This is a genomic window from Paenarthrobacter sp. NPDC089988 (assembly GCF_044748465.1).
GTDB lineage: Bacteria > Actinomycetota > Actinomycetes > Actinomycetales > Micrococcaceae > Arthrobacter.
Window position 1 is genome coordinate 38976 of record NZ_JBIVGD010000004.1, and the last position, 15724, is coordinate 54699.

The following is a 15724-nucleotide window of genomic DNA, read 5'->3' on the forward strand; positions in this document are numbered from 1 at the left end:
TACTATTGGTCCATGGCTGTCACAGATGAGGCGATCGGCAAGATCAAGGACATGCTGATACGCGGGGAACTCAAGGCCGGCGACCGTCTTCCGCCGGAAAAGGAACTCAGCGAACGGCTGGGCTTGTCGCGAAGTTCGCTGCGGGAGGCCGTCAAGGCGCTGGAACTGATCCGTGTGCTGGACGTGCGGCGGGGCGATGGAACCTACGTGACCAGCCTGGACGCGAAGCTGCTCAACGAGGCCGTGGCGTTCGTGGTGGACCTGCACCAGGACCGCTCCATCCTTGAACTCTTTGAGGTCCGACGAATCCTGGAACCGGCCACTGCGCACCTGGCGGCGGGCAAGATCACCCCCGAGGGCATCGAGAAGCTGCGCGGCACCATGGACGGAATCAACGAGGACACCCCCGTGGAAGAACTCGTGACCCACGACCTCGAATTCCATAGCATCATCATCGAAGCGGCCGGAAACGACTACCTGGGCAGCCTTCTGGAGGCGCTGTCCAGCAGCACGGTCCGGGCCCGGATCTGGCGCGGCCTCACCCAGGAGAAGGCCGTGGCGCATACCTTGGCCGAGCACCGTGCCATTACCGATGCCTTGGAGCGCGGGGATGCCGAACTGGTCAAGGCGCTAATGACGGTACACATCAGCGGCGTGGAGAACTGGCTAAGGCAGGCGCTCTAAGGGTCACAGCCCGTACGCGCGGATCGCCGTGCCTTCCAGAATGGCTGCCTGCTCGTCCGGAGACAACGCTGAGACGAGTTCCAGGAGTACCTCAAGCGTCCGCCGTGTACTCAACACCGGCAAGTGCAGCCCGGACAGCTTGGCCACCGCATTTCCCGTGCTTCCCAAGGCACTGAACCCAGTCCGCCACAACTCCAGGCCGTCGGGGTCACCGAGCGGCGGTTTTCCCAAGTGATCCAGGACCACAGTCAGCCCGGGCAACTCCCGTGCGAGCCTTACCGTTGCTCCGAGATGACGGGGGAAATCACCGAAGCTCCGGAACAGTGCGCCATGCTGCTGGCCAAGCCACGAGTAGGGCCGGACACCTCCGGTGACGAAAGTGTCCAGGCTCCACAAGTGCAGATGCGCATCAATCACGCGGCACGGTCTCCAACGCGGCCCACAGCTCCTCCGGCACCGGCTCTTCGATCCGGGCGGCGTTGGCAGAAACTTGCTCCGGAGCACTGGCCCCGACGGTCACGTTCACCACGGCGGGATGCCGCAACGGAAACTGGAGTGCCGCCGTCGGAAGTTCCACGCCAAACCCGCGGCAAACATCGGCGAGCGCCCGCGCCCGCTCCACCACGGCCCTCGGCGCTTGATCGTAGTTGTAGTGCGCGTCGTTGGGGACTTCGGGACGGGCCAATAGTCCGGAGTTGAAGACGCCAACGTTCACGACGCCGGTGCGGCGCTCCACACAGCGGTCAAGCAGCGGGACGCTGGGCTGCTCCAGCAGCGTGTAACGTCCGGCGAGCATCACAAGGTCGAGGTCCGCGGCTTCGACGCATTCGAGGGCGGCTTCGGCGGAGTTGAGGCCAACGCCGATCGCTTTGACCACACCCTCGGAACGCAGTTTTTCCAGGGCAGGGAGTCCTTGGGTGATTCCGGCCCGTAGGTCATGGACGTCCGCGTCGTGAAGGTAGGCAATGTCCACGTGGTCCAGTCCGAGGCGTTCCAGGGAGTCTTCCAGGCTGCGTCGGATACCGGCCTCGGAGAAGTCCCACACGCGCTTCTTGTCTGCGGGGACGTCGAAGCCTTCGGGGTCCAGGCCACCGTCCGAGGAGGGTTCCAGTACGCGTCCAACCTTTGTGGAGATGACGAACTCGTTCCGCGGCTTGTCCCGAAGGACTGCGCCCAGTCTCTGTTCGGACAGGCCCAGACCGTAGTGCGGGGCGGTGTCGAAGTACCGGATACCGGCGTCCCAGGCCGCCAACACGGTGGCGAGCGCCTCGCCGTCCGGAATGGCCCGGTAGAGGTTCCCGATCCCGGCCCCACCAAGGCCGAGTTTCCCGAGCTTGGGGATTTCAGCGGAGTGAGTGTTCATGGCAGTTCCCATACCTTCTGGATACCCGAATCGTCACCGGAGTAATCGTCCTGGACCTCAAGAAGTTCGGCCATGCGCGCCTGCCAGGGAACATTGGCCGGGTGGTCCGCGAGCGCACGGCGCATGGCCTGGTAGTCGTCCACGTCCACCACGTGGAAGAGATCCTGCCCGCTGCGCCAGATCCGCCAGTTGCGGACACCCGCGTCCTTGAGCGCCTGAACCAACGAGGGCGGGATGTTCGCATGGGCTTCGGCATACTCAGCTTCGGTTCCCGGCTTGAGGCGGGTGTGGAGTGCGATCGACTCACCCATCGACGGTCTCCGATGCAAGGAAAAGCTCCAGCACGGGCACTGCCACATCGGGTCGTTGCACGGGGAGCTTGATGGTCAGGGTCCCAGCGGGCTGGCGACTGGGCGTCATGTTCATGGCCTGCTGTTCAGGATCCACCTCGCGGAGGAAGACCTCGGAGGCGTCGTTGAGGAGTTGGGCGTACTCCACCTTTCCGGCCAAACCCGGAAGGTGGACGTACTCGAACGGCCACGCGAACAGGTGCACGTAAAGCCTGTCCCCGCGCTGGGTGTAGCGGGTATCCGGCGGCGCGGTCCAAGCAGAGGGCCCTGCACCGTAGATCGACCGGGAATGCAGCTTCATCCACTCGCCGATCCCTTCAAGGGATGCGAGCGCACGCGGATCCAGGTTGCCCCTCCCTGTGGGACCGACGTTCAGCAGCAGGTTGCCGCCCTTGGATACCCCGTCCACGAGCATGCGGACCAGCAGGTCAACAGACTTGTAGTCCAGATTGTCCCTGTCATACCCCCAACTGCCGTTCAACGTCTGGCAGGCCTCCCAGGTGACCGGGACGCCGTCGAGCATCATGGGAGCGGCGGGCTGGTACTGCTCGGGCGTGACAAAGTCTCCCGGGATGTCCAGCCGGTCGTTGACAATGATCCCGGGCTGCAGTTCCCGAACCATGGCGAGCAAGGCTTCGGAGTCCCAGTCCTTGCTGCCTTTGCCGCCCCAAAAGTCCGGATGGCCGGCGTAGGAGAAGTCGAAGAACAGGTAGTCGATGGTTCCGTAGTTGCTGAGGAGCTCACGCACCTGGCCATGCAGGTACTCGCGGTAGCGGGCCATGTCGCGTCCGCTGTTGAGATGTTCGACGTCGGCAGCGTTGCGTTGGGGGTGCACGCCGTCGATGGTGAAATCCGGATGATGCCAGTCGATGAGCGAATGGTAGAACCCCACTTTGAGCCCCTCTGCCCGGAGCGCCTCGACGTAGGGCTGGAGGAGGTCCTTGCCTGCGGGCGTGTTCGTAGCTTTGTAGTCCGTCAAAGCGGAGTCCCAGAGGCAGAAGCCGTCGTGGTGCTTGGTGGTCAGGACAACGTACTTCATCCCGGCGTTGCGGGCGGCGCGGGCCCAATCCCGGGGATCGTAGAGGTCCGGATCAAAGCGCTGGAAGTACTGTTCGTAGGCCTGGACGCTGAGATCTTCCCGGTTCATCACCCACTCGTGCCGGGCCGGGAGCGCGTAGAGGCCCCAATGCACGAACATGCCAAAGCGGGCTTCTTCAAACCAGGGTGCGTGCTTGATCAATGCTTGTCCTTCCAGACCGGGCCGTCGGGGAAGCTGTATTCAGCCAGTGTTTCACGGAGCATCTCATTCCCGGCCCCGGGCTCGGCGGGCGGCCAGTAGGCTCCGGCGTGGACGTCAACGGGGTCCACGAAGTGCTCGTGCAGGTGGTCCACGAACTCAATCATCCGGTCCTCCTTGGTCCCGGAAACCGCTACGTAGTCGAACATGGACAGGTGCTGCACGGCTTCGCACAAGCCCACTCCGCCGGCATGTGGGCACACCCGCACGCCGAACTTGGCCGCGAGCAGCAGGATGGCGATGTTCTCGTTGACTCCGGCCACGCGGGCGGCGTCAATCTGCAACACCTCCACGGCCTGGGCCTGCAGCAACTGCTTGAACACCACCCGGTTCTGGACGTGCTCTCCGGTTGCTACGGGGATCGGAGCCACCCCGCGGGCAATGGCCGCGTGGCCCAGAATATCGTCCGGGCTGGTGGGTTCCTCGATCCATGCGATGTCGAAGGGTGCCAAGTGTGCCATCCAGTCGATGGCATCCCGGACATCCCAGCGCTGGTTGGCGTCCACGGCGATCCGGATATCCGGTCCCACGGCAGCCCTGGCAGCCCGGACGCGCCGGATGTCGTCCTCCAGGGACGCTCCCACCTTGAGCTTGATCTGGGTGAACCCGTCAGCCACGGCTTCCTTGGCTAATCGCGAAAGCTTCCCGTCGCTGTAACCCAGCCAGCCCGGCGTCGTGGTGTACGCGGGGTAACCCTCAGCGTGCAGTCGCGAACGCCGCGCTTCCCGTCCTGGCTCTGCGGCGCGGAGTATCCCAAGGGCTTCTTCCGGGGTCAAAGCGTCCGTCAGGTACCGGAAGTCCACCAGGTTCACGAGCTCTTCGGGACTCATCCTCGAAAGGAGCTCCCACAGCGGCATGCCCGCCCTCTTGGCCTTCAGGTCCCACAGGGCATTGACTACGGCCCCGATCGCCATGTGCATGACGCCCTTCTCCGGTCCCAGCCAGCGGAGTTGGGAATCGTGGGCCAGGAGCTTCCAGGTGGCGCCCATGTCGCCCAGGAGTTCTTCAACGTTGCGGCCCAGGATATGGCCTCTCAACGCTTCAATGGCGGCCGTTTCAACCTCGTTCCCGCGACCGATCGTGAACACGAAACCGTGGCCCTCATGCCCGTCGGCAGCATCAGTCCGGATGATCAGGTAGGCGGCAGAGTAGTCGGGATCCGGATTCATGGCGTCCGAGCCATCCAGTTCCAGGGAGGTGGGGAAGCGGATATCGAAGGTATCCACTGCGGTGACGATGCTCATGAGGCTCCTGGCTGCGCATTCGAGGAAGTGTCACGAGCCTAAACATCCGATGTCTTAGTTGTCAACGGGTCACATTTCCGTATTATGGAGGAAAACACCACACTAGAGCTCGGATGTTAGTCCCGAACGCACGGAGGAAGCCATGACCTTGAAATTCGCCAGGCTGGGTACGGCCGGAAACGAACAACCGGCCGTCATCGCCCAGGACGCCAGCGGCACGGAGAAGTACTTCAGCCTCTTGTCACTGACCAACGACATCGACGGCGGCTTCCTCGCCGCCGATGGCATCGAACGGACCCGCCAAGCGCTGGAATCCGGGGAACTGGCAGAAATCTCCGCCGAAGGGCTGCGCATCGGAGCGCCGGTATCGCGGCCCGGATCCGTCATCGCCATCGGCCTCAACTACACCGCCCACGCTGCAGAATCAGGCGCCACCCCGCCCGAGGTTCCCGTGGTCTTCCTCAAGCCGAGCAACACCATCAGTGGCCCTTTCGACGCCGCTCCTATCCCGCCGTCGTCGGAAAAGTACGACTGGGAAGTGGAACTGGCAATCGTGATCGGCAAGGAAGCGTCCTACCTTTCCTCCGTTTCGGAGGCTGCGAACCACATTGCCGGCTACGCCGTGGCCAACGATCTTTCCGAACGCGACTACCAGATTCCGGGTGCGGCCGGGCAATGGACCAAGGGCAAGAGCCTGCCTGGCTCCACTCCCCTGGGTCCCTGGCTGGTGCCGGCCACGGATATCGAGCCTGGCAACTTGCGCCTGCAGACCCGGGTCAACGGTGAACCCCGCCAGGACTCCAACACCTCGGACATGATTTTCGATCCCGCCACGATCGTCCATCACCTCAGCCAGTACATGGTCCTGGAACCGGGCGATGTGATCATCACCGGAACTCCCGAGGGCGTCGCATTGTCCGGACGGTTCCCGTTCATCCAGCCCGGCGACGTGATCGAGCTGGAAATTGACGGCCTGGGACGCCAACGGCAGGAGTACTACCGCGCCGTGGCAGGTGCGGCGCAGCCCGTTTCGTTCGTGAGCTCCAACGCCTAGGCCGTGGCAACCACGGTGGGCAACGACCTTGAAGGCCTCGCGGCACTCGTGACCGGCGGCGCCTCCGGCATCGGGGCGGCCATCGCGGACCGCCTCGCCGCCGGGGGCGCCCAGGTCGCTGTCCTGGACCTGAACCCGGAAGCCAGCCCGCACTTCGGCGTCGAATGCAACGTGGCCGACGACGCCTCGGTGCGTTCCGCCGTCGAACGTGTAGCCCAGCGGTTCGGTCGGCTGGATGTCGTGATCAACAACGCCGGGATCGGCGCCCAAGGCGACATCGCCGCGAACGACGACGACGAGTGGCTGCGCGTGCTCAACATCAACGTCGTCGGAATCGCGCGTGTGAGCCGGGCCGCCCTGCCGTACCTGCGCGAGTCGCCGGCCGCCACGATCGTCAACACATGCTCGATCGCGGCGACGGCGGGACTCCCGCAGCGTGCGCTGTACTCGGCGTCGAAGGGCGCGGTCCTGTCCCTCACGCTCGCCATGGCGGCCGACCACGTGCGCGAAGGAATCCGCGTCAACTGCGTAAACCCGGGCACTGTAGACACGCCGTGGGTTGGCCGCCTGCTGGATGCCGCTGCCGATCCTGCTGCCGAACGGGCAGCGCTGAACGCACGCCAACCCCACGGGCGGATGGTGGATCCGCACGAGGTGGCCGGTGCCGTGGCGTACCTTGCGAGTCCGCTGTCCGGTTCGACGTCGGGAACCTCGCTGGCGGTCGACGGCGGCATGCAGGGTTTGCGGCTGCGTCCGGTTCAGTAGGCGGCCGGGTTTGTTTCAGTAGAGCCCGTTGAAAACGTTCCAGCCCCAACCGACGGTCTCGACACCCTTCCACCCGCCGCGGCCATCGCCGTAGTACATCAGCAAATCGCCGGCAGCGTTGACCCCATGGACATCGGGGAAGCCGTCCCGGTTGAAATCCCCAGCGCCGCCAATCATGGTGAGGGCGTTCCAGCCCTGGCCGATCTGGCGCGAGGTGGTCCATCCACCATGGCCGTCTCCGCCATAGACGTAGAGCCGGCCGGATTTATCCTTGGCCAGGACATCCACATTCCCATCGCCATCCCAATCGCCCGGCCCGATGAGCTGGTCCATCACGTCCCAGCCCTGGCCGACTTTCGCGCGGGGACTCCAGCCGCCCCACGGATGCGAGGGGAACACATAGAGGTCTCCGTTTGCCTCACTGCCAAGCAGGTCGTTCATGCCATCGCCGTCGAAGTCTCCAGGCCCCACCACGTTGCCGATAGCACCCCAGCCCCAGCCGACGGCATGGCGGAAGGTGTAGAAACCGCCGTCGCCCGTTCCTTGAAAGCGGAACAGCGTGCCGGACGTGTCCGTCGCCATGAGATCGGTGATGCCATCGTTGGTGAAATCACCGGCAGCGACAATCCGGTTGAACACTCCCCACCCGGGCCCGACCTGGCGTGTCTCCTGCCAGCCGGGCCCTGACTCCAGCCCGAGATACATCATCAATGTCCCGTCGTGGCGGCGGGCCAGGAGCTCGAAAGTATCGCGTCCCGTGAATCCGGTAGCACGCGTGGGGGCCTTGCGGATGACCTCGCTGGGCTCTGTAACCACCTCAAGGCCCGCACAGTTGCTGGGAGATCCCGTGGCAATGGCAGAGATACGGCTGCCAATGTCGCTCGCTTCCAAGGGGAACAGATACGGCGAATAGGGCGGCCGGCCATCCACTGGCTCGCCGTCCCTGAGCCACTGGATGGAATAGCTGGGTTCACCGCTTCCGCCACAGTTGGCGAAGTAGGCCGGGGCCCCTTCCACGGACAGGACCGCACCGACGATCGGGGGGCCGTAGGTGTAGACCTCGTCCGGGTCTGCCGCCACGGAGGCCGGGGCCAGGGGCCCAGCGATCAGCAGGGCAGCCAGTCCGCCGCCCACCCACGATGCCTTCGAAAACAAGCCCACGATTCTCCCCCACCTATGGCGCGACAAGCAGCTTCGTTGCGCTCATCTTAGGCGGGAGGCACGACGGCGGGACGAACGCCAGCGGCGACAGGCCGCCGTCGAACGTTTGCTCCTTAACGCAACCGTCCCGCAACGTTCCGTTCGCGCGATTCCCCTATGCTCAACTCCAAGGCATCAACGGCGATCCACTTTGACCATTCAGGAGACATGGCCATGACCAACTGGCGTATCAGGGACTTCCACTCATCCGACCTGGACGGGATCCTGCATCTGTGGGAGTCATTGAAGGCCGATGGCGTGGAGCCTGTATACGCGTTGTCCGAGGTCCTGGCGTCATGCGAAAAGGACCACGCAGTCGTGGCCGTGCAGGGCGACCAGGTGGTGGGCGCCGCCGTCGGACGGGCCGCGCACGACCAAGGCTGGGTGGTTTTCCTCGCGACCCTCACCGAGTTCCGGGGTCGCGGCATCGGCACCTCGCTGCTGTCCGCCGTCGAGAACCGGATGGCGCCGCACGGCCTGAACAAGCTCTCCGCGCTCATGCCCGAAACCGAAACCCGGGTGGAGGCGTTCCTTGGCCGCGGGTTCGTGGTGAAGAAGAACCTGCGCTACTTCGAACGGACCATCCCCGTCCAGCGGCAGGAACTGGAACCGCTCAGCCTGCTCGGCGGTCGGATCCTGGCCCGCGATCTGTGGGAGAACGTGGCCGGTATGAAGCGGGAGAAGGAACTCCTGGAACGTCGGCTGGTGCTTCCCTTGGCCGAGGCCGACCTCGCCGACGAATACGGCGTGGTGCCACCGCGGGCCGTGGTGCTGTTCGGCCCTCCCGGCACCGGCAAAACGACGTTTGCCAAGGCCATCGCGTCCCGGTTGGAATGGCCGTTCGTGGAAGTCTTCCCCTCTCGCCTGGCGTCCGACCCCAAGGGCCTGGCCGGTGCCTTGCGGGAAACGTTCCTGGAGATCGCGGAGCTGGAGCACGCGGTGGTGTTCATCGACGAGGTGGAGGAAATCGCCTCCCAGCGCGCCGGCGACCCGCCTTCGCCGCTGCAGGGCGTCACGAACGAGCTGCTGAAGATCATCCCTGCCTTCCGCGAGCAGCCCGGGCGCCTGTTGGTGTGTGCTACCAACTTCATCCGCGCCCTGGACACCGCATTCCTGCGCCACGGCCGGTTCGACTACGTCATCCCCATCGGCCTACCGGACATCCACGCCCGCGAGGCCATGTGGCAGCGCTTCATCCCGGCAACGGTGGTGGACTCTGTGGACGTTTCTCTTTTGGTGGACCGTACTGAAGGCTTCTCGCCCGCGGACATCGAGTTCGCCGCGCGCAGCGCCTCCCAGCGCGCCCTGGAAAAAGCAGTGTACGACGACGGCGCTGCTTTGGGTGCCACCGCCGCCAACGGCCGAAAGGGACCGGTCACCCAGGACTACCTCGACGCGATCGCCGACACCCGCACCACCGTCAGCGACGAGGTGTACCAAGAGTTCCTCGAAGACATCGATGTCCTGGGCCGGATCTAGGCAGGAGGTCCGGCGGGTTCGCGGGAAGCCTGCTTGTTCGTCCGGAAGTTTCCGGGGGGATCTCGACGCATTTCCGCGACCCCGGCGCACGCCAGTTCTCCGGCGGTAATCTTTGAGCTATGTCCACGAATCCCCTTCGCCATGCCTTGGCGCGCATGGGCGGACGCGATCCGCATGAAAAGCACCGCACCGCCACGCCCCTTGAACTGTTCTTCGACCTGACCTTCGTCATCGCGTTCAGCGTCGCCGCCAACCAGTTGGCACACAACGTGGCCGAAGCACACTTCGGGGCAGGCCTCCTCGGTTTCTGCTATGCCATGTTCGCCGTGATCTGGGCGTGGGTGAACTTCACGTGGTTCGCCAGCGCCTACGACACCGACGACTGGGTGTTCCGCGTAGTCACCATGGTCCAGATGATCGGCGTCCTGATCCTGGCGATGGGCATCGAGCCCATGTTCCATTCGCTGCTGGAGGGCGACCACGTGAACAACGTGGCCATCCTCATCGGCTACATCGTGATGCGCCTGGCCTTGGTGTTCCAGTGGTTGCGGGCGGCCAAGCAGGACCCGGAACGCCGCGAGACGTGCCTCCGCTACGCGAAGTACTTGGCCTTGGTGCAGCTTGGTTGGGTGGCCGCGCTGGTCATCGAGACGGACGTCCTCACCACCTTCCTTCTTGCCGCACCGCTGTTCATCCTGGAAATGTCCGTCCCCGGGCTCGCAGAGCGGAAGATGCGTACCCCTTGGCACGCCCACCACATTGCCGAGCGCTACGGTTTGTTGGCGATCATTGCCCTGGGCGAATGCCTGATCGGTGCCATTGAAACCCTCCGCGCGATCGTTGCCTTGCACGGCTGGTCCCTGGAGGCAGCCGTGGTGGGGATCGGTGGAACGGGCTTGGCCTTCGGGATGTGGTGGATCTACTTCATCCTTCCCTCCGGCAAGTCACTCCACCTCCAGCGCCACCGCTCGTTCCTCTTCGGCTATGGCCACATGATCGTCTTCGCGTCGATTGCGGCAACCGGCGCAGGGCTCCACGTTGCGGCCTATTTCATCGACCACGAGGCCCACATCAGCGCGGCGGCGGCGGTGGCCTGGATCGCTGTTCCCGTGGCAATCTTCAAGGTCTCGCTGACCACCCTCTATACCGCCATGCTGGGCGTGGACAAGCACGTGCTGTGGAGCACTGCCATGGTGGCAGCGGTCCTTGCCGGAAGCATCGCACTGGCCGCAGCCGGAGCCTCCGTACCGGTGTGCATGCTGGTCATGGTCGCCGCCCTGGGGATCTCCATCGCCCTCGACGAACGCTTGGGCCACAGGGGCCGCGCAGCAGCGCTGCGGCGCCTGGAGGCGGCAGCGGGCTGACCGTTCATTCCTCAAAGGAAAGCGTCCGCACCCCGGTCGTACCGTCGTCGTACGTCACCAGAACATCCATGCCCTCGGACGAGGCGTTCCGCAGTTCCTCCCCGGGCAACCACAACGCGAAACGCCCCAGGGACACGGTGGCAGCCACGTCACCGTGGGTTTTGCTCTGGTAGGTCATTCCGACGACGGCGGAACCCGCCTCGCCTGCCGCCAGGGAAATGTCTCCTGCGCCCATGGTTCCCGTGCCCAATGCCATGGAGCGCAGGTCCCGAGGCCCGAGGGGAGCGGTATTGGCCGGACCGCCAATGGCGCCTATCCGCGACTTGCCAAAGAGGTGGAAGGAATCGTCGGTGATGCATAGGGCTGAGAATCCGCCCTGACCGGCAAGAACAACCGTTGTCCAGGCCCCTCGGCGTTCGGAAATGGCTACCTTGGCCGTCGCGAGGTCATTCCCGTACATCCCTCCGCCCACGTCCTTGTTGGACGCCCTGCACTCCTCGGCCACGTCATGGCGTTCCTTGGCACTCATGCCGGAGGGCACGGCCGTCCAGGTGGCAAACGCTTGGTCCCCTCCCGTCAGGCCCGGAAGAACCAGCAGACCGGCCGTCACCACAGCCACGGCCCCGCCGAGAAGGGCCAGACGCCGATAGGTCCGTTTCTTTGGACTGGACTGGACGTGGGCTTTCGAGGGATCCGTGGAAAGGATGCGCACCAGATCCGAGCTGGACCGGTGGGCATCGATTCGGCCTGCGTTCGCGGGGTCCAGGGATTGCAGCAAAGTGTCTGTGTCTTGGCGCGGGCTCATGGCGTTTTGGTCCTCATCAGCTCGGAAGTGAATTCCGCGGCAACCGCGGGCGAGTGGTTCATCAACAGTCGAAGTGCCCGGCGTGCCCGGCCCAGCCTGAGCCGAAAGGCCACGGGGGAAATACCCAGAACCACTCCGGCCTGTGTTGCATTGAGTTCCTCGAAGACGGCAAGACCCAGGGCTTCCTGATGCACGGCCGATAAGGAATTCCATGCCCGGCTCAGGTCAACCCTGTTCAAAACGACATCCATGCTTTCGCCCGGCGATTGCACGGCAGCTGCTACTGCCAAGCGGACTCCAAGGGTTTGGCGGCGTTGGTCTCCGCGCAGGGTATTGAGCAGGATGTTGCGGGCCACTCCAAAAATCCATGCCCTCGCGTCACCATGTCCAGTGGGGACGTCCTGAAACCTCCGCCACACTGCCAGGAACGTCTCGGCAACAACGTCGTCAGCATGATCCGGGTGGGCCCTGCGCTGGACAAACTTGTGCAGGTCCTCGTACAGGGACTCATAGAGCAGGCGAAAGCTGCTCTCATGGTCCGACTTCGAAATGTGGCTCATACCCTGTACATGTCCCCCATGCGTTCAAGTGTGTCGCATGGGTTCGCGCTGCGTGGCCCGCTTTGCGTGCTTCGAGGCCCTCTTGGGGCGTAGAGCGGGCCCCGCAACGCTGTCAGTCCTGCACAGCGCGGGCGGCGATGGCAACCGTGAGCGCTTGCCACCAAGGGCCTTCAGCGCGGTCTCGACCACTTGTTCGGACGTCTGCATGACGCCGACGGTGGCGGATTCACTGCCCAGGACGTCGAAAAACTCCGTACGGGTGGCCCCAGGGCACAGAGCCAGGACCCGGAGGTCCGAGTCCTTGGTCTCGTGGGCCACGGCCTCCGTGAAACTCAGGACAAACGCCTTGGTTGCGCCGTAAACGGCCTTGCGCGGGATCGGCTGGAACGCCGCCGTGCTGGCAACATTCACCAAGGCTCCCCTTCCGGACGCCAGCAGTCCGGGGGGAAGGCGCGCGTGATGTCCACCCGGCAAACTGCGCGAAGCACTCCTGGAACGCGCCAGGCATGGCCGCCGGACTTCCCGCAGCCCAGGCTGCAGGAGCTCGCGCGGCCCAAGGATGACACCGCAGAACTGCGGCGCCGTGGGGACTGTTGCGGACCGCACAGCCCAGGAAACTAGAGCTCCGCGATGGCCTGCCGCACCGCGGAACTGAGCCGCAGGTTCCGGCAACCAACTCCCCCGGGTTCGGCTTGCTGCGGCACGTATCCAAAGCCCAGCTCGTAAACCGGGTCCGCGTACCCCAAGGAGGCACTCGCGCCATCGTGTCCGAAGGCCCGGTAGCTGCCAAACGGCATCCGACTGTGCGCCTTCATGAACGCCGTGGCAAAGCAGCCGGTTTCGCCGAACACGCGGTCGATGCCAAAGACCTGTTCGGCGGAGACAACACGGATGGTCTCTTCCGTCAGCAGAGGTCCGACGGCAGCCTGTCCGCCATCCGCTGAAGTCTCGGCCAACCCCGTCAGGGCCAGCGCGTAGATCCGCGCCATCCCGTCAGCACTGGCAACTCCCGCTGCCGAACACAAGCCCGCGGCCCTGACCTCCGGAATATTGGGCAGGTCAAGGATGTCGCCCACGGTTGCGTTCGTTGTCAGCCCAAAGTGGCTGGCAGGGTCAACCCATGGCCACGAGGGATCGGCAGCCCATCGGAACGGCGCAAACCGCGGCTCTTCCTCTGCCGGCAACCCGAGGTAGAAATGTGCGTCGGCCACGGACCTGATGCGTTGTTCAAAAACCTGCTGGAGCGTCGAACCCGTGATGCGGCGGCACAACTCCTCCATGAAGATGCCAATGGTCAGCGCGTGGTAGCCGAAAGCGGCCCCCGGCTTCCAAAGCGGTGGAAGCTTCGCGAGCTTGGCGGCGGCCACCTCCGAGTTATTGACCTCCTCGAGGGTCAGCCCACCGTCAACGCCCAGCAGTCCCGCTTGGTGCGACAGCAGTTGCGCCACGGTAATGGACGCTTTGCCTTCGACCCCGAACTCGGGCCAGTACTTGACCACCTCCGCGTCGAGATCCAGGACACCGTCTTGAACCAGCAAGGCGATGACCAGCCCGCCCATCCCCTTCGAGCAGGAGAAAACGCCCGTCACCGAATCGGCGCGGATATGCGGACCGCCGCTCAGGTCCAGGACTTTGACGCCGCGATGGTAGGCCGCCACTTGCGCAGAGTATGCAGGGTCTTGTTCAAGGAAGCTCTCGAAGAGGGCTGCGACGGATTCGAAACCTGGGGCGATCACCGATGAATGCATCAAGCCAGCCTAGCCGGACGGTGTCCCCGCCTTGGGAGTTATCCACACCCAGGGATCCCGCGGCAGCCCTGCCGGATGGAACGCCGCCAAGGCGGTTTCCAGGCTCCCGACGGGCAATCCCAGCGACTGGAGAATGATGTCCCGCACGGTGCCGGCGGGAATTCCGACGGCGGCAAGGTCGCCCAGCGTTACGGCTCCGTCGCGCTTTGCCAGCCGCGCGCCGTCGTGATTAACCACCAAGGGAACGTGCGCATATTCCGGGACCGGCAAGCCCAACAGCGTCGCCAGGTACGCCTGCCGGGGAGTGGAGGGCAGGAGGTCATCGCCGCGCACCACCTGGTCGATTCCCTGCGCGGCATCGTCCACCACCACTGCCAGGTTGTAGGCGGTGACGCCGTCATTCCTGCGCAGTACAAAGTCGTCCACCACGCCCGAATAGCTCCCGTGCAACTGGTCCTCCACAGCCCACTCACCGACGTCGGCGCGTAACCGGATGGATGCCGGCCGGGACGCCCGGCGGATTTCCCGTTCGGCCTCGGACAAACGCCGGCACGTCCCCGGGTACGCGCCCTGCGGTGCGTGCGGAGCGGATGGCGCCTCCTGGATCTCGCGACGAGTGCAGAAACACTCGTAGGTGCGGCCCTCAGCCGTAAGGCTGGCAATCGCTGCCGAGTAGAGCTGGGTCCGCTCCGTCTGGCGAACGACGGCGGCGTCCCACGTCACGCCCACAGCCTGCAGATCGCGGAGCTGCTCCGCCTCCGCGCCGGACCGTTCGCGGTCCAGGTCCTCGACGCGAAGCAGGAAGTTCCTCCCGGTGGACCGGGCGAAGAGCCAGGCGAGGATGGCTGTCCGCAGGTTGCCAACGTGGAGTTCGCCCGACGGGCTGGGAGCAAAGCGTCCTGCGGAAGTCATGGCCCAAGCCTATGCGGCAGTCAATGTGCCGAGGGAACACAAGAGCCCCTCAGCTACCGCAACGATCCGGTGGCTCAGGGGCTCTTACTGTGCTGCCCGCTGGGCGGGCGAGTGCGGAATGACAATGCGTGAACAAGAGTCAATCAGCGGCTGCTTCCTTGCGGGAAGTCGTGGCGGACGCTCGGGAGGTGTTCCAAGAGTCCGGTGCCCGCAGGTTCCGGCGGTGGCCTTGCCCTGCTTCGTTGCCACTATTTCAGCAGCGGGCATACAGTTGGTGCAACAGACTCGATCTCAATTGGTCGATCTGACCAGTCTGGGCACGAATCATCGGCAGGAAGTAGTCACATTGCAGGAACTTGACGCCACCGACCGTCGGATCATCACCGCGCTGGACGAGGATCCCCGGGTTCCCATCATGGTCCTGGCGCAGAAGCTTCACCTCGCGCGCGGAACTGTCCAGTCCAGATTGGAACGTATGACCGCATCCGGCGCCCTGCGGGCCAACAGCAGCCGCGTCCTGCCCACGGCGCTGGGACGCGGCGTGGCTGCTGCCGTCAGTGCCGAACTGGACCAAAGCCACCTCAACGAGGCCATCGCCGCGCTCAGGGAAATCCCGGAAGTCCTGGAGTGCCATGCGCCCGCCGGCGACACGGACCTCATCATTCGCGTGGTGGCGAAAAGCCCGGATGACCTCTACCGCGTTTCCGAGGAGATCAGGCTCTGCCCGGGCATCGTCAGGACATCCACCAGCATGTTCCTCCGCGAGGTCATCCCCTACCGGACCACGGGGCTGTTGAGGGAAAGTGCGGACTAGGCACGTCCTTTTGTGCACATAGGGCAGGACTCCCCATGGGCGGGCCTGCCGGGCACACCTAGGATGGTTGCATTCGACCACATCA

The 15724-nt window shown here is 64.6% G+C and carries 17 protein-coding genes; 6 read left to right on the forward strand and 11 right to left on the reverse strand.

The features are described 5' to 3' along the window. Positions 1-12: 12 nt before the first annotated feature. Positions 13-684, forward strand: a complete 672-nt coding sequence (locus ACIPV6_RS07100; RefSeq protein ID WP_400270194.1) for a FadR/GntR family transcriptional regulator — start codon at positions 13-15, stop codon at positions 682-684. 3 nt (positions 685-687) lie between these two features. Here ACIPV6_RS07100 and ACIPV6_RS07105 read toward each other — a convergent pair whose 3' ends face one another. From ACIPV6_RS07105 to ACIPV6_RS07125, 5 genes are read right to left on the reverse strand one after another with little or no spacing between them, the layout of a single operon-like run. After that, a complete protein-coding gene (locus ACIPV6_RS07105) occupies positions 688-1101 on the reverse strand; it encodes an amidohydrolase family protein (protein WP_400270195.1) in 414 nt (137 codons plus the stop codon). Next, positions 1094-2047, reverse strand: a complete 954-nt coding sequence (locus ACIPV6_RS07110; protein WP_400270196.1) for an aldo/keto reductase — start codon at positions 2045-2047, stop codon at positions 1094-1096. The genes ACIPV6_RS07105 and ACIPV6_RS07110 overlap by 8 nt, the downstream gene beginning before the upstream one ends. Beyond that, positions 2044-2358 carry an L-rhamnose mutarotase gene (locus ACIPV6_RS07115; protein ID WP_400270197.1) on the reverse strand — a complete coding sequence of 105 codons (315 nt, stop codon included), beginning with the start codon at positions 2356-2358 and terminating at the stop codon, positions 2044-2046. Before ACIPV6_RS07115 ends, ACIPV6_RS07110 begins: the two co-directional genes overlap by 4 nt. Next, positions 2351-3637 (reverse strand): alpha-L-fucosidase, encoded by a 1287-nt coding sequence (locus ACIPV6_RS07120; protein ID WP_400270198.1) that lies wholly within the window; start codon positions 3635-3637, stop codon positions 2351-2353. The genes ACIPV6_RS07115 and ACIPV6_RS07120 overlap by 8 nt, the downstream gene beginning before the upstream one ends. Next, positions 3634-4938, reverse strand: a complete 1305-nt coding sequence (locus ACIPV6_RS07125; protein WP_400270199.1) for an L-fuconate dehydratase — start codon at positions 4936-4938, stop codon at positions 3634-3636. Before ACIPV6_RS07125 ends, ACIPV6_RS07120 begins: the two co-directional genes overlap by 4 nt. Positions 4939-5080: 142 nt before the next feature. Here ACIPV6_RS07125 and ACIPV6_RS07130 point away from each other — a divergent pair, with 142 nt between their 5' ends. After that, on the forward strand, positions 5081-5992 hold the full coding sequence (locus ACIPV6_RS07130) for a fumarylacetoacetate hydrolase family protein (RefSeq protein WP_400270200.1): 912 nt from the start codon (positions 5081-5083) through the stop codon (positions 5990-5992). Between the two features lie 3 nt (positions 5993-5995). Next, entirely contained in the window at positions 5996-6757 is a 762-nt protein-coding gene (locus ACIPV6_RS07135; protein ID WP_400270201.1) for an SDR family NAD(P)-dependent oxidoreductase, read from the forward strand. 15 nt (positions 6758-6772) lie between these two features. On the opposite strand, the gene ACIPV6_RS07140 is transcribed toward ACIPV6_RS07135, so the two are convergent. Then, a complete protein-coding gene (locus ACIPV6_RS07140) occupies positions 6773-7918 on the reverse strand; it encodes an FG-GAP-like repeat-containing protein (protein WP_400270202.1) in 1146 nt (381 codons plus the stop codon). 213 nt (positions 7919-8131) lie between these two features. On the opposite strand from ACIPV6_RS07140, the gene ACIPV6_RS07145 reads away from it, so the two are divergent. Both ACIPV6_RS07145 and ACIPV6_RS07150 read left to right on the forward strand, forming a co-directional pair. Then, positions 8132-9436 carry an ATP-binding protein gene (locus ACIPV6_RS07145; RefSeq protein WP_400270203.1) on the forward strand — a complete coding sequence of 435 codons (1305 nt, stop codon included), beginning with the start codon at positions 8132-8134 and terminating at the stop codon, positions 9434-9436. A 119-nt stretch (positions 9437-9555) separates the two neighbouring features. Further along, entirely contained in the window at positions 9556-10800 is a 1245-nt protein-coding gene (locus ACIPV6_RS07150) for a low temperature requirement protein A (protein WP_400270204.1), read from the forward strand. A gap of 4 nt (positions 10801-10804) precedes the next feature. Here ACIPV6_RS07150 and ACIPV6_RS07155 read toward each other — a convergent pair whose 3' ends face one another. The 5 genes from ACIPV6_RS07155 to gluQRS all read right to left on the reverse strand — a co-directional run bounded on the left by ACIPV6_RS07155 (position 10805) and on the right by gluQRS (position 14825). Then, positions 10805-11605: a hypothetical protein gene (locus tag ACIPV6_RS07155; RefSeq protein ID WP_400270205.1), complete on the reverse strand. Its 801-nt coding sequence runs from the start codon at positions 11603-11605 to the stop codon at positions 10805-10807. Next, positions 11602-12165: an RNA polymerase sigma factor gene (locus ACIPV6_RS07160; RefSeq protein ID WP_400270206.1), complete on the reverse strand. Its 564-nt coding sequence runs from the start codon at positions 12163-12165 to the stop codon at positions 11602-11604. Before ACIPV6_RS07160 ends, ACIPV6_RS07155 begins: the two co-directional genes overlap by 4 nt. A gap of 24 nt (positions 12166-12189) precedes the next feature. Beyond that, complete coding sequence (locus ACIPV6_RS07165) at positions 12190-12576, reverse strand: SDR family NAD(P)-dependent oxidoreductase (protein WP_400270207.1); 387 nt, start codon at positions 12574-12576, stop codon at positions 12190-12192. A 206-nt stretch (positions 12577-12782) separates the two neighbouring features. Further along, positions 12783-13913, reverse strand: coding sequence for a serine hydrolase domain-containing protein (locus ACIPV6_RS07170; RefSeq protein WP_400270208.1), 1131 nt, complete (start codon positions 13911-13913; stop codon positions 12783-12785). 9 nt (positions 13914-13922) lie between these two features. Next, positions 13923-14825, reverse strand: a complete 903-nt coding sequence (gene gluQRS, locus ACIPV6_RS07175) for a tRNA glutamyl-Q(34) synthetase GluQRS (protein WP_400270209.1) — start codon at positions 14823-14825, stop codon at positions 13923-13925. A gap of 346 nt (positions 14826-15171) precedes the next feature. Between gluQRS and ACIPV6_RS07180 the strand changes: the two genes are divergently transcribed. Beyond that, positions 15172-15639, forward strand: coding sequence for an Lrp/AsnC family transcriptional regulator (locus ACIPV6_RS07180; RefSeq protein WP_400270210.1), 468 nt, complete (start codon positions 15172-15174; stop codon positions 15637-15639). Positions 15640-15724: the final 85 nt, after the last annotated feature.